Origin of the sequence: Streptomyces sp. SID3343, from assembly GCF_009865215.1 — a bacterium.
In the GTDB taxonomy this organism is placed as follows: Bacteria; Actinomycetota; Actinomycetes; order Streptomycetales; family Streptomycetaceae; genus Embleya.
Genome location: NZ_WWJX01000047.1, coordinates 1 through 13,208, shown reverse-complemented (window position 1 = coordinate 13,208; position 13,208 = coordinate 1). Strand labels below are relative to the sequence as shown.

At 69.6% G+C, this 13,208-nt stretch carries 12 protein-coding genes and 3 pseudogenes; 12 read left to right on the top strand and 3 right to left on the bottom strand.

Annotation, left to right across the window (positions count from 1 at the left end):
* Positions 1 to 112: 112 nt before the first annotated feature.
* Complete coding sequence (locus GT354_RS55605) at positions 113 to 238, top strand: hypothetical protein (RefSeq protein WP_272923735.1); 126 nt, start codon at positions 113 to 115, stop codon at positions 236 to 238.
* 555 nt (positions 239 to 793) lie between these two features.
* A complete protein-coding gene (locus GT354_RS02030; protein ID WP_161354415.1) occupies positions 794 to 1,399 on the top strand; it encodes a hypothetical protein in 606 nt (201 codons plus the stop codon).
* Here the strand turns inward: GT354_RS02030 and GT354_RS02025 are convergent.
* On the bottom strand, positions 1,380 to 2,303 hold the full coding sequence (locus GT354_RS02025; protein WP_161354414.1) for a GNAT family N-acetyltransferase: 924 nt from the start codon (positions 2,301 to 2,303) through the stop codon (positions 1,380 to 1,382). The genes GT354_RS02030 and GT354_RS02025 overlap by 20 nt on opposite strands.
* 207 nt (positions 2,304 to 2,510) lie before the next feature.
* Here GT354_RS02025 and GT354_RS02020 point away from each other — a divergent pair, with 207 nt between their 5' ends.
* Positions 2,511 to 2,984: a Mu transposase C-terminal domain-containing protein gene (locus GT354_RS02020; protein ID WP_161354413.1), complete on the top strand. Its 474-nt coding sequence runs from the start codon at positions 2,511 to 2,513 to the stop codon at positions 2,982 to 2,984.
* On the opposite strand, the pseudogene GT354_RS53310 reads toward GT354_RS02020, so the two are convergent.
* Positions 2,925 to 3,050, bottom strand: a pseudogene (locus GT354_RS53310) (IS5/IS1182 family transposase); the annotation flags it as partial. The gene GT354_RS02020 and the pseudogene GT354_RS53310 sit on opposite strands and share 60 nt — an antisense overlap.
* A gap of 69 nt (positions 3,051 to 3,119) precedes the next feature.
* Here GT354_RS53310 and GT354_RS02015 point away from each other — a divergent pair.
* The 8 genes and pseudogenes from GT354_RS02015 to GT354_RS01980 all read left to right on the top strand — a co-directional run bounded on the left by GT354_RS02015 (position 3,120) and on the right by GT354_RS01980 (position 10,707).
* Positions 3,120 to 4,577 carry a hypothetical protein gene (locus GT354_RS02015; RefSeq protein ID WP_161354412.1) on the top strand — a complete coding sequence of 486 codons (1,458 nt, stop codon included), beginning with the start codon at positions 3,120 to 3,122 and terminating at the stop codon, positions 4,575 to 4,577.
* A gap of 81 nt (positions 4,578 to 4,658) precedes the next feature.
* Positions 4,659 to 5,111 (top strand): annotated as a pseudogene (locus GT354_RS53305) (transposase); the annotation flags it as partial.
* Between the two features lie 267 nt (positions 5,112 to 5,378).
* Positions 5,379 to 5,630: pseudogene (locus GT354_RS56285) on the top strand (hypothetical protein); the annotation flags it as partial.
* Between the two features lie 128 nt (positions 5,631 to 5,758).
* Positions 5,759 to 6,088: a helix-turn-helix transcriptional regulator gene (locus tag GT354_RS02000; protein ID WP_161354410.1), complete on the top strand. Its 330-nt coding sequence runs from the start codon at positions 5,759 to 5,761 to the stop codon at positions 6,086 to 6,088.
* 184 nt (positions 6,089 to 6,272) lie between these two features.
* A complete protein-coding gene (locus tag GT354_RS01995; RefSeq protein WP_161354409.1) occupies positions 6,273 to 6,731 on the top strand; it encodes a hypothetical protein in 459 nt (152 codons plus the stop codon).
* A gap of 53 nt (positions 6,732 to 6,784) precedes the next feature.
* Entirely contained in the window at positions 6,785 to 7,216 is a 432-nt protein-coding gene (locus GT354_RS01990) for a hypothetical protein (protein WP_161354408.1), read from the top strand.
* A gap of 912 nt (positions 7,217 to 8,128) precedes the next feature.
* Positions 8,129 to 9,364 (top strand): condensation protein, encoded by a 1,236-nt coding sequence (locus GT354_RS01985; RefSeq protein ID WP_161354407.1) that lies wholly within the window; start codon positions 8,129 to 8,131, stop codon positions 9,362 to 9,364.
* 593 nt (positions 9,365 to 9,957) lie between these two features.
* Positions 9,958 to 10,707, top strand: a complete 750-nt coding sequence (locus GT354_RS01980; protein ID WP_161354406.1) for a class I SAM-dependent methyltransferase — start codon at positions 9,958 to 9,960, stop codon at positions 10,705 to 10,707.
* A 566-nt stretch (positions 10,708 to 11,273) separates the two neighbouring features.
* Here the strand turns inward: GT354_RS01980 and GT354_RS01975 are convergent.
* Positions 11,274 to 11,831, bottom strand: coding sequence for a transposase (locus GT354_RS01975; RefSeq protein ID WP_161354405.1), 558 nt, complete (start codon positions 11,829 to 11,831; stop codon positions 11,274 to 11,276).
* 586 nt (positions 11,832 to 12,417) lie between these two features.
* Between GT354_RS01975 and GT354_RS01970 the strand changes: the two genes are divergently transcribed.
* Positions 12,418 to 12,804, top strand: coding sequence for a hypothetical protein (locus GT354_RS01970; RefSeq protein ID WP_161354404.1), 387 nt, complete (start codon positions 12,418 to 12,420; stop codon positions 12,802 to 12,804).
* Positions 12,805 to 13,208 lie beyond the last annotated feature (404 nt).

The following is a 13,208-nucleotide window of genomic DNA, read 5'->3' as shown; positions in this document are numbered from 1 at the left end:
AACGAGGTGAGGTCCGTTGCCACGGCATCGGCAGCATGTAGCGCCTTCGGCAACACGCTCCGTGGACCGACCGTAGACCCGACGGGTTCACCGAACAGGGGATTTGACGACGATGACGGTTGAACGTTCCAAGCAGGAGAGCACCTCGAAGTCCTGGGCTCACACAGTGGCCACCGGCACCGTCTCGGGCATGGTCCGCGCCTTGTTGGGATGGTTCATCACTCGTTGGACCGAATGACCCCTGGTCGCGACGTGCTGTTGTCGGCCGAGCGCTCGTAGCCGAACGACCGGATCAGGGAGCTGCACCCGGGGTGCGGCGTGCGGGAACCGCGCCCCGGCGCGGTTCCTTTCTCTGGTTTCGCCATCGGCGTGGCCCGCCGCCCACGACAGGTCTCGCGCTCGGAACGCCTCTACGCGACGCCGGAGTCGTCCGGCCCGCTCTCGTGCGTGCGACGTGCTCGGGTCGATTCCCATCGAAACCGGACGATCTCCTCGGGACGGAGCGGTGTGATGCACTCAGGCGTTCGAGGCGGTTTGCCGTCCCTGGGACCGAGGGTTCCAAGCCCGCGCCCGGCGCCCGCGCGGTGACGACGAGAAACGAGGAGCCTGCGGCAACGACCGACGTTGTCGAGGTGATGCTCCGGCTGCCGGCGATACCCGCCCCGCCCGGAACGCCCCTGTGCGGGAACAGCGTTCGACCCCGGTATGTGGTGGGCGCCGTCGTCGTGACCGGGTGGCAGCCGGCCGCGACGACCCGGCACGCGGTGGGCCCGGGCCGGAGGCTGGGTGAGCCGTGACCGAGGAGGAGCCGATCGGCTCGGGAAACGGGTCGTCGGTGGACAACGCGCAGCGGCGCCCGGCCGCCCTGTCGTTCCGGGCGTTCCACGATGCCCACAGCCGGCCCTGGCACGAGTTCGCGCATCTGGAGCCGGGCCGGCGTGATCTCACGGAGGACGCGGTGCGCGGGGCGTTCTGGGAGCCGGCGTATTTGCGGTCGCGAGTCCTGGAGAGCGCGACGGTCGAAGCCCACGCGTGGGCGCTGCTCAAGCGGCGAAGCCGGCGAAGGAGTAGATCACCGCTGTCCTACTCGGCACCGGCACCGGCACCCGCACCGGCACCGCAAACCGGGATCGGAAGGCCGCTGCGGTCCGAGCTACATTGCGCGAACCCTGGCTCGGCCTCCTCGCTCCGGTCGGTCTCCGCCGCCCACGGCACGGCGGCCGTTGCGCACGCGAGGTCGTTGATCGCGCTGAACGAGCAGACAGACGCGCTGGAAGAGCAGGTGAGCGCCCATCCTCGGGCGCACCCGGACGCTGAGATCCACCTGTCGATACTCGGCATCGGCGAGATCACCGGCTGGAGCCCCCGCCGATACTCGATCAGCTCCAGGTCATGGTGATCTCACGTTCGAAATCGATGTATCCGGCGCGCCGGAAGGCGTTTGCCATCGGAATGTTGCCGAGGTCTGTCGACGCGCGGATGCGAGGGACGCGTTGCCCGGCGAGGATTCGGGTGCCCTCGGCGAGGATGCCGTCGATGTATCCGTTGCCTCGGTGCCGGGGCAGGACCGCAACGTAGGCGATGATCGCGTTGTAGTCGTTGCGGGCCGGGACGACGAACCCCACCGGCTCCCCGCTGGGCAGTGTCGCGACGCGCCACCATTCCCGCGGGCTGGTGTAACGCGCCAGCTCGTCCTCGTAGTGCCGAACGGCCACTTCGTGCACGGGCATCCGGGTCAGGTCGTCACGGTCGTGAGCGTCCAAGGTCCCCTCCAGAACCGAGGACATCAGCGCCACGAGTTCCTCGCCGTCGTGGACCGGCCGGAACACCAGACGCCCGTCGGGCTCGGGAACCGGCGATCCCGGACGCCATTCCAGCCGCAGACGTTCGACGAGGAGCCGGGCACCGGCTCGTTCGAGTACCGCCATGCGGTCTTCGACCGCTTGCCTGGTCACCGCGTTCTCCCGCCAGTGCGGCGGGACGAAACGGCTGTACTCGGGGGGACGCGACCCGCTCGGCAGCACGGCAGCCGTCGCGGCGTGCAGAAGCCGGACCCCGACGCCCACGCGATCGGCACCCGAGACACCGTCCTCGATGTCGAGGACGTCCAGGACCAGTGGTGCGTCGCCGCCCGATCGACCCCACCAAGCCACCCTGGCGAGCAGGCGGTCACCGCGGACGGCAACCCACATCCATTCCGGACGTCGGCGCCCGGCCGCAAGGTCGTCCGCCAACTCCGCATTGAGGACGTACGGCAGTCGACAGAAGAGATCGAGTTCTTCGTGTCCGATGATCGGACGCATGGTCGGCTCGTTCGATTCCACGGCCAAGGCACACTCCGGTGAAGGCGCCCGTCCGCTCCGGGACCGGACGCGGTCCGCACCCCCGAGAGAACGCAAACGCGGTGAACGTGAGGATCATGGACTTATGCCTCCTCCCACCGGCCCCTCAACCCTACTCGCGCTCCCGAGCACGGCTTGCGAGGCCGGCCGGAGCCCCGCTGCGCGGGGATGCCGATCGGCGACCCCGCTTCACCCACCCCACCACCGCCCCGCCCGGGCGGCGTACCGCTCCCGGGTGGCGCCCCGCCGGCGGCCGTGCCGGTGCTGGAGCCGGCGAACACCGAGCATCGCCCCGCTGCCCTGCCCGGTCACACCCCGCTCGAGGCATGCCAGCCCGCTCCCACCCCGCTCAACGACATCCCCGCCACGAACGTGTGGATCTTCACTCCCGAGGACGACTCCCGCACCCACGTCATCACCAGCCACGGCGTGGGCTTCCACAACCACCACTACATCGCCGACCGGATGACCGCACAGACCGGCCCCGAGGTCACCGTCCGCTTCATGCCCCACCGCACCCACGAGATCGCGATCTGCACACCCCGCGGCCGCCCCCTGGGCACGCACATCTGGTCCCGCACAAGCCCGCCGATCCCGCACCCGAGGACGCCCACGCGTCGACTTCGGGGCAGTTTCGGGTAGCAACGGCTCAACCAGGAACCACAGTTCGTCCGAAACGACCCACGGACGAGACTCATCTCCACGCATATCCGGTACAACGACCCAACAAGCCGATGGTCATACCCAACGCGGTTTCTGTGAGGACCTCCAAGGGGTATGGACATCTCCGTGAGCAATGAGCGGCCCACACCCTCTGTCGTGACGGCTCTGTTCGGGCCGGATCTCTTCCGGACCGATGAGCAGACCGCGGCTCGGCTTGCGTCCGACATGCGGCGGATCCCGGAGCTCCGGAACGCTTGGACGCCTGGCATGGGAGCGCATGTCTTCGGCCCCGACACCTCGGTCGGTACATACGACTCCCATATGAAGGGGGTCCCCTTCGCGGAGAGCCTGGCGGAGACGCGCGCGCTCGAGGACTTCCCCGACCTGCCTCTCGTCGTCGACGCCCCCCGCCGCCGTGGCTTCGTGGCTCGCGGTACTGCTCTCCTCCGGGCCATGACCGAAGCGATCCCCGTGCCGGCCACCCCCTTTTGGCATGGGGTGGCCGAGCAGACCTACGGCTACGCCTGGTGCCTCGTCGACAACAATCTCCTGTGCCGAGAGTGCGTGCGCGGCTCCTGCTCGGTCAGCCTCTTCGACTCCTTCGCCGACTACTACCACTTCTGCGAGCAACTGCCCGAGACGCTCGACATTACCGCGCAACGCGTCGTGGAGTACATCAACCATGTACACCGCGACCATGAGCCCGACGGGCAGGAACGGAAGATCATGGATGCCTGGCTTGCGTCAACGCAGGCCATCTACCTCGACATCCTCCACCCCAAGGCCGACCGACTGCGTACTCTCGACGATGAGCAGCGCACCATCCGATACCGGGGGATCAACGCGGCGATCCGGGCACTGGCCCTCCAAGCCCGGCACGAGCAAGGACCGCTCATCGGGGACGATGACGCCGTAGACGCCGTTGCCCTCGCTGCGGTGGTGACACACGATGCCTGTGACCGCCGTCATGACAACCTCGCGAACGAGTTCTACAACGTGTTCACCATTGTCAGCGCCCATCACGGCGTCGAAAGCGTGGATGTAGTCCGCCGGTTCTGCGTCGACGTATGGGCCTGGGCCATCGATCACGGAGCCGACTGGGCCATCCACATCGCCGGCCGGCTCTTGGTCTGGCAGGTCTACATGGCCCGCTACCAGGCCGACGTTCTCCTCGACCACCTGACCGCCCCCGACCCCCGCGGCCGGGCCTCAGTCGACCCCTACGCCGACCCCGTGCTCAACAACCTGAACCCGCTCCGGCCCAGTTCGACTCCCGACGATTACGATCTCCGCTCCCGCTGCCAGGACAAAACCCGCTACGACAGGATGCTCCGAGCCTGCCTCACACATTTTCGCGGCTGCCCCGGCTGCCGCGGCTACGACACGGCCACCTGGCAGCAGCGGGCACCCCTCATCGAGGCGGCCTATCGCGCGAAATACACCGACTGCCGCTGCCTGAACATGCTGAGCATCTATACGATCCTGGCCCTCCTTGACCGGCTCTGGTGGGCTGCAGACCCCGCGGCCCGCTATACCGGCCCGACGGGCAACTGGTCTCCCATGCTCTGCTAGGTCGCCAGGTCGCTTATCGGGTTGTGATCAATCTGTGGGACTCGTCGTCACGGCGCCCCTGGTCCGGCGCATCGTCTTGTTGTGACGCGAGAGCAACTGAATCACGCGGAGGGCGAGTTCATCGAGCCGTACCTGCCGATCGGTGCGTACGGTCCGTATTCCGAGCGGCTGGGCGGCGGCAGATCGAGGGCGTGATCCGGAGGTTCCGAACGAGCGCGCAGTGGCGCGAGGTGCCCGAGGAGTTCGGCGCGAGGTCGACTCCACCACCGTCCGGGCCCGTCACGACGCGGCCGGGATGGACCGCGACCCCGAGAGGCTCACCGCTTCGGTGAAGGTCGCCGCCGAAGAGGAGAAGGCCTGGCAAAAGATGGCGGCCCGGAAGGACAAGACGGGAACGGCGTCGGAATCGACCCGGAGCGGGAGGAACGACGACGAGTCCGCCGGCACAGGGTCCGGCTGAAGGCCGCCCTGCCGGGGCGCTCGCGGGGCGGCCGGATGTCCGAGGTCCACCTCGCCTCGGACCGGAACTGCCGCCGTTCGCACCCGCACCAGACGCCTGGCGGCACTTCGCCCCACCGAACGACACCGATGGGGCGAAGCAAGCACCCTGTGGGTGAGCCAGACATGCAAGCTCGACTGGACGACATCAAGCGGGACCTGGGCTGGGCCGCTTCGGCAAGCTCCACACCCGTCATGGCGAGGGCGCCCGGCGATCGGGGCCACGCGAGCCGATGGTGCCGCTGATCAACGCCGCCGCTGATCAACGGGGCCGCTGCTCAACGGCGCCGACCGGACGCTCCGGTGGTTCATCGAGGACGTCTGGGGGGCCAGTTCGACGACGACCACACCCGACCGGGCGCCCCGTTGTTTCCCTCGGAGTGCAAGAACACGGACGGATCCTCGCGGCGGGTCGGCGACGACGCCTTGCGCGGCGGCCGCGGGAACGCGGCCCAAGCGCATCTGCCGGGGTGGGGCGAGAAGCCGACACCGCATGTCCCGCGGCACCTCTGCGCGTCCCAACTCTACGGAAACGGACGGGACTTACTCGCGATCCGGGAGGTTCTGAGGCATCCCCGGATCGCTACGACGATGCGGTACATCCACGTTCGGCGGACCCGGGTCGAGGACGCCCGGGCCGCCGGGATGGAACGGGCCGCCAAGCGGCTGGAAGGACTGGTCCGATGAGATGGAACCTGCGGCTGACCGCGGCGAACAAGGGCATCCGGAAGGCGGCCGAGCTGCAACGGAGCTTGGCGGAACACGGCTTGGTGCTCTCCGCCGGCACGATGTCCGGGTTGTGGTCGGTACAGCCGATCTCCCTCGAGCTGGAGGACCGCGACGTCATCCGCGTTGTCCTGGGCTGCGAAATCGGTGACCTGCCGATCCCGAAACCGGGCATGTCGATCACCCGGGGCACAAGGAGCCCCTCCGAGCCGGGGCGACGGCTCCGGAGCCGTCGCCCCGCAGTGGCCCCCAAGCGTCGCGATGGTCGGCCACTGCCGCCGACATGAGCCGGTGTCCGAACGGCTGTCGCAAGCCCACCGATTCCTGCGAAGACTGCGTGACCCGGGGCGACTTCGGCGAATTGATCGGCGGAGCGGTACGTGTCGGACAGAATACGGAGAGCAATACGCCGACGCCGCTGCCCCGCCCCGGGAGAGCGGCGAGGCGACGCCCGACACCGAGGAGTCCCCGATGAGCTTGCGGCAGAGCGACATCACCGTTCCCCGGTCGACCCTCGACGACTACGCCAAGGTGAAGGCCGACGGGGCCACCACGTTCCGGCTCGGGGTCCGGTCCAACGACGACGACACGGCCACCGAGGTCTTCCTCGAAGTGACGGGCACGGACGGGCCGTCCAAGGACGACTATCGGACCTGCGTGACCGACAACCTCGACGTGGACATGTACGTGCACGCCGCCCTCGTCCACGCGGTCACCGGCAAAGGAGGCCGGCTCAGGTGGGTTCTGCTGACCTGGGAGAACACCTCGTCCGGCGGGGCCGAGTTCGGCACTGCGGACTGGTCGGGGGTGGGGCCGTGGGTGGCGGAGGAACTCGGCGACATCGCCAAGGTGATCGACCACCGCTCGATCGACTTCGAACGCGACGACCTCTACGACACCAAGGTCGCCCCCGAACTCGCCGACCTGTGACCGGCGCGGACACCTGCCGCGCGTGATCGCGTCCCCCGGGTGGGGTCGGGCGTGTGCGCCGTCGACTCCGCCCGGGGACACCCGGGGCCGTTCGCGGGGAAGGGCGCGGCGAGGAGTCCGCGTTCGAGACCGCGCACGGCCTGGTCCTGGAGATGCTCGCCGGGAGTCGTCCGCGTGCCGCCGTGGCCAACCCGGGGTCGACCTCCACCGAGACGACGTCGCGCGCCGCCGAGACGATGGGCGAGCAACCCGACGTTCCACCCACCGCCGGCGCCGATCTCCAGCACGCGCCCTCGGCCCACAGGCGCATGGAGGGCCGGCCGGAGGGCACGCCCTGTGCGCCGCAGATGCCGACGGTGACGACGGCGACGACGGTGACGGCGGTGCTGCCCGCGGCGGCGCGCGGGCAGGGGAGCTTCCCCCAATGTGGGGGAGGTATTGGTTGGCTGGTCAAGGCGGGTCGCAGGGTTTCGATGGTCGCGTGATCGGCTGTCGCCCGTTCGGCGTGCGTGGTGTCTCGCTTCGTATTCGTCCGGGTTGAGAAAGTCGAGGAGCTTTCGGACGTGTTCGGGGTAGTCTCAGCCGTTGATGACCCTGTTGCCCAACTGACTTCAGGCGGCAAGATCGAGGGCCGCAAGACGAGAAGTCCAGAGGCGGTGCGAGCGGAGTTCTGCTTCACCAGGCATCGCGTCGGATCGGGTTGATCGCGGGGCCCGGACTCGCACCTACGACTCGTCGCGTGAGTGGACCGCAAACCCGACTGTCCGAAAAAACCAGGCACCTCAAACACCGTCGGGCGAGCATCTCGAAACACCGTCGGGCGAGCATCTCGACCACTGTCGTCGCTCCGACACTGCGACACCCCCGGACGGGTTGCTCATCCGCGCGGCTCGCAGAGCCTTGCGGGATGCCCGGCCATCGTGCATGCGGTGGCGCATAGCCCGTGTGCACGCGGGGCGCGCGATCGTCCCGCCAACGGACGCCCCCGGCACGCCGATTCGCGTCGGGAGAGCCGCCTCCGCGGCCGGCCCGGAACCTTCCCCGGGCAGGCGTACGAGTCGGCGAACGCCTCGTCGATCGGCAGTGACAAGTCGAGGGCGGCACCGGAGCCGGCCGTAGCACGGAGCCGCCACGGGACGTCGAAAACGCCGATGGCGTCGATCGTTTCGGCGGGCACGACCGACTCGGATGTCGGACTGGGCGAGGCGGCGTGACGTATTCAAAGTCGAACCCGCCCGGTCGCGGTGGCCGGGACACGGTCGCCGGCCGGACGGCTGTACGAGGGGGCGGTCCGATCGTGCCGACCACCCGTTCGGGCGAAGACCGGTCGATGACGCGCCGGTGTCCGCCGTCGGGTGCGACGGTGTTCGGTGTGGGTAGGGCATCGAGGAGGTGGCGTGGCGGAGCGTTTTCTGGCACCGCATGAGGCGGCCATCGCGGCGGCCGGAGTTCGGCTGGTCCTGCACAGCGAGGTCGTCGGTGAGCTGGACGACGAGCTCCTGGCGCGGGCGTTGGCCCATCTCGGGGTCGCCCATCCGCTGTTGATCGGCACGATCACGACGGACGAGCGGGGCCGCCGACGGGTCCGCACGGGCTCGTCCGGACCAGAGCTCGTCCTCGGCAGGGGCACCGACCTGAACGAGGAGATCAACGCCCCTCTCACCTGGGAACAGGGGCCACTGCTACGGACCACGGTGCTCCGGACGCCTGGTGTTCCCGATCGCTGCCGGGTCGTGACGACGCTGCCACGGGCGTTCGCCGACGCGATGAGCCACCAGGCGCTCCATCGGCACCTGTGGGCCCTCTATGGCGACCTGGCCGCCGGCCGCCCGGTGCCGGCCGATCCCGTACGGCCGGTCCTCGGCCCCGCCCTCGACGACGTGCTCGCGGCCCTGTTCCCGCCGGAGCGACTGCGTGACTTCGTCGCCGAACGCGCCCGGCTGGACGCCGAGTTCCCGCCCGCGCTCCTGCCCGCCCCGGCCTCCCACGACGGCGGCCCCGGACCCGACCCGACCTTCCGCGTCATCGGCATCGAAGCGGGCCCCGACCGCGGTGAACGGCTCGCGCGACGCGCCCACGACGCCTCCCTCACCGTCAACGCACTGGTCTGCGGCGCCCTGCTGACCGCCCTGCGTTCGCTGTCCCGCGAACCCGGCCCGGTGCGGCTGCTGTGCACGATCGCCGTGGACATGCGCCGCAGACTCTCCCCGCCGATCCCCACCGAGGTCCTGCAGTCGGCGGCCACCACCACATCCATTCGCCTGCCGATCGACGACCACCCCGACCCGGTCGACGTCGGACGCGACCTGGACGCGAAACTGCGCGCCGACCTGGCCGACGGATCCGCGGCAATGGAACTCGCCGCCTTCCCCCACATGCTCGACCATCATCCGCCCAGCCTGGTCATCACCAACGTGGGCACCATCGACGAACCGACACCGCGCGACGGGCCGCGCGTCGGCGACGTGCGACTGGCCCCGCTCGGCCACGTCCCGATGATCTTCGCGGTCGTCAGCCGTTACCGCGGCCGCCTGGCCGTCGACCTGACCTACAGCCGCGCCTGGTACACCGACCCCCAGATCACCGAACTGGCCCACACGACATCCGCCATCCTGCACGACCTGACCACATGACGACCCCGACCGCCGCATCGACCGCGCCCGCACACGGGAACCACCACGACACGTTCGACGCCCGACGCCCGACGCCCGACAAGACGGATCCCGCCACCACACGGCACCGGATTCGAGCCGACCCCGAGCCGCACCCGTGACACCGGGCGCGCCACCGCGAGGCCCCGAACCACAGACGCCGCCTCGGCTTCCCGGCGAGACCGGGACACCCGGCCCCGGTTCTCGCCTCGAACGGGTCCCGCGCCCGGACCCGGGCGAATCGGCCAGGGAAGATCGAGGCCCGAATGCAGCGCCCACTCGCCGGGTCGGCTGTCGGCGTGCCGAGCGACGTCCGGCCCTTCGGCCCCTGCGTCGCGTCGGAGCTCACCTGCCGGGCCGGAACGACTCCACCGTCCCCCTTGCCACATCCGCCGTCCCACTCCACGAATTACGGAGCGGTGCGGACCCGCCGCTGTCCCGTTCCTCGCGGCGACCGCCCCCCGCGGGGACCGGACGCACATCCCCCACCTCCACGCCTTCGGCCCGACGCGGTCCACGTGCGACCGTGACAGGCACCGGTTCCGCAATGTCGAGTTGCGACAAGGGAGATCGTGATGACGGCTCAGGAGGCCGCCTACAGCAGTTCCTTCGGCGAAGTGGCCGCGCTCTACGACCGCTCTCGGCCTCGCTACGCCACCCGAGCGCTGCGCTGGGCGCTCGGCGCCGTCCCGCTTCGTATCGTCGACCTCGGAGCCGGTACGGGCATCCTCACCCGCCAACTCACCGACCTCGGCCACCTCTGCACGGCCGTCGAACCCGACCCCGGAATGCGCAGCCACTTCCGCCGCACCACCGACACACCGATCCTGCCCGGCACCGCCGAGGACATCCCGTTGCCCGACGACAGCGTCGACGCGATCGTCGCCGCGGAGTCGTACCACTGGTTCGACCCACACCGTGCCCAGACCGAATTCGCCCGAGTCCTCAAACCCGGCGGAATCCTGGTCCTGCTGTGGAACATCAGAGACGAGGCCACCCCGTGGGTGGCCGAACTCACCCTGCTCCTCAGCCGCTACGACCGGACGGGCAAAGCCGTGATCGACGACCCCGTCGTGGCTCCGCCGTTCCTGCCGCTGGTCCGCAGGGAGTTCACGCACACCGTCCGGCACTCCCTCGACTCGCTGCTCGACCTGTACCGGTCCCACTCGTACCACATCACTGCCCCGCCCTCCCGCCGGAACGCGTTCGAAGCGGACCTGCAACGCCTCGTCCGCACCCACGCGGACCTCAAGGACCGCGAACGGCTCGAACTCCCTTATCACACAAGGACATATCGCACCCAGTTCTCGCCCGGTCCTCGCTGAGCCCGACGGGGCCGGGTCGGTAAATCGAACGGTGTATCGGGCTCGGTGTAATGGTCAGTTGCGTGCCGTGGACAAGCACCTGTCGAAGGCGACGGCCCCGACCCTCAACTGTCGGACGGCTCCCGAACCTTGCCGAGCGTTCGAGCATGTGGCGAACGAAGACCAGGGCCGGCCGTTTCCGGAGATCCTCATCACGGCCGGGGCGGCATCGGGGTCGCCGGCGGCGTTCTCGGTGGAGACGCGGTTCGGGGTGACGATGGTGGCGCCGAAGCCACCGCCGTGGTCGCGGTCGCGGTCGCGGAGCATGATCCCGCCCAGGCGCCGCACGCCGCCGTCGGCGGCGTCGACACCGACGTGTGCGCGGCGATCCCACACCACACCGACGCCGAAGCGACCTGCGCGGACGGCGACCCGGCCGGTTGGCCGAGGTTCGGGCGGATGTTCCTCAACCCGCGGCGGACGCGGGCCGAGGTCAACCTCCCGGGTTCGGCGGGTTTCTGCCAGCAGCGACGCAGCCCCGCAGCGAGCGGACGGGCGGGCCAGTCGCAGATGGGTGTGGCAGGCGATTACAAGCCACGTCCAGCGGTCGGCCGCCGGGGGCGTGCGGATCCTGGGACGGGCCCATCCCAGGGTCTGCTTGAACAGGCGAAAGGTGTGTGCGAGGTCGAATCGGCGGAGGTAGGACCGCCAGTGGCGGTCGACGTCGTATGCGGTGCCGTCGGCTCTCGAGGACCACCGCCGGACCGGCTCGGGATTTGCGGTTCCCCGGACAGGTGGTCGACGCTCAGGTGAATCAACGTGCCGCCGACGACGGGGAGTTCACCGTCCTGGTCGAGCCAACTCGTGCGATGGGTCGGTCGTGAGCGCATTCGGTCCCAGCCGTCGGCTCGTGCGGTGCCGTAGCGGGTGGTCTCGCCGACGGTGGTGCGGTTCGGCTCGGACCAGGTGTCGGGTCCGTCGAGTGCGAACGCGGGTTCGTGTTTGGGTGGACGGCCGTTGGTACCCGGCAGACGGAGCGGCCTCGGGTGGAACATCACCCGATCCGAGCGGATCCGACCCACGACCTCGACGGGCAGATCCGCCAGGACGAACGCCAGGCGGGTGGCGTCGTAGCCGGCGTCCACATCGTCGCCGAGCTCGGTGTCGTCGCGGTCGGGTGCCTCGAGGCCGGTTTCCTTCGGTCCGCAGTACCGGGGGAGCGACCGCGAGGACGACGGTTGCGACGCCGCGGGATCCCGGCACGGCCGGCCGTGGTGGTTGCCTCCGGCGAAGCGGCGCGATGCGACGACCGGGTGCCCGGCCCGCGTCCGCAGCGAAGGCCCGGCCGTTCGGCCTGTCGGCGACCGCCCCTGGCGAGGAAGTCGCGGGCGAAGTCCTCTAGCGATCAAGGCCGGCGGCCCGGGACGTGCCGCGCGCCGTCCCCCGGTCACGGACGAGTGCTCGATCCTATGGTTCGGGTGAAGCCCCGCAGGCCCTTGACGACGAGACGGTCGTCGGTGCGGGGCGGTCGCGGAAGGAGGCCGAACTCATGTGCGCAGGACGGTGGATGGCCTGCTGCGAGCGCCATCGGATGCGCCGACGAAAAAATTACCTGGCGCGTTCGAGGGTGATCGTCTTACTGTGTCTCTCGCTCGATTGGTCCAGACCAATCGAGCGGAATGTGGAGTTCGCCAGGATCGGAACCGATCCCGGCTCTACGGGGAGTTGTTCATGAACAAGAAATTGGCACACTCACTTCCGATCGTCGCCGCGACGACCATCGCCCTTGCGATGGGGGCCGCGGGACAGGCAGCCGCTGCCGGAGGCAACGCGACGGTCACGCTCAAGAACTCCTCGGGCTACACGGTGGGTTGGGGTGGTTTCTACCACGACGGTGACTATTTCCTCGTCAAGGATACGTTCGCCGACGGCAAGGGGGTCCAGCTCTACTACGTGACCGGGAATCAGAGCGGTTACGTCCGCGACACCAACGGGGCCAACGGCGACACCATACGAGTTGCCAAGAACTTCCCCGAGGGTCAGCGCATCAGCATTCGGGTTTGTCAGCTCGAAGGCCAGGCGCCCGTGAACTGTCACATGGCCTGGGGAACCACCTGATCGTCCCTCACGGAGGCGCCGACGGCGTCCTGCTTCCCACCCGGCCGCGGCCCGACCGCGCACGCCATGCCTCCGCGTGGCTTTGACGGGTGTCCGCACTGATCGGGAGCGGCCCGCCCCTCGCGCACGCCGTCGCCGAGCCTGTACGTCGAGGCTTGCGCGCGAATGACGCGGGGGGACGGCGTGCGGGCGCCGTTCGCGGGGCTCGGGACGCGTGAGGGTCGGCGCGTCTCGGGCACCGGCGGGCCGTCGGGTACGCGTCGGCCTTCCGTTGCCGGATTCGGTCCGCACATCGACGTCGCCGGGGCACCGCCGGGACCGGTCGTTTCGTGAAGGCTGCGTCGCGGGAGGCCACGCGCTCGGGACGACTGGCTTGCGGAACACGATCACCCGGCTCTCGCGCC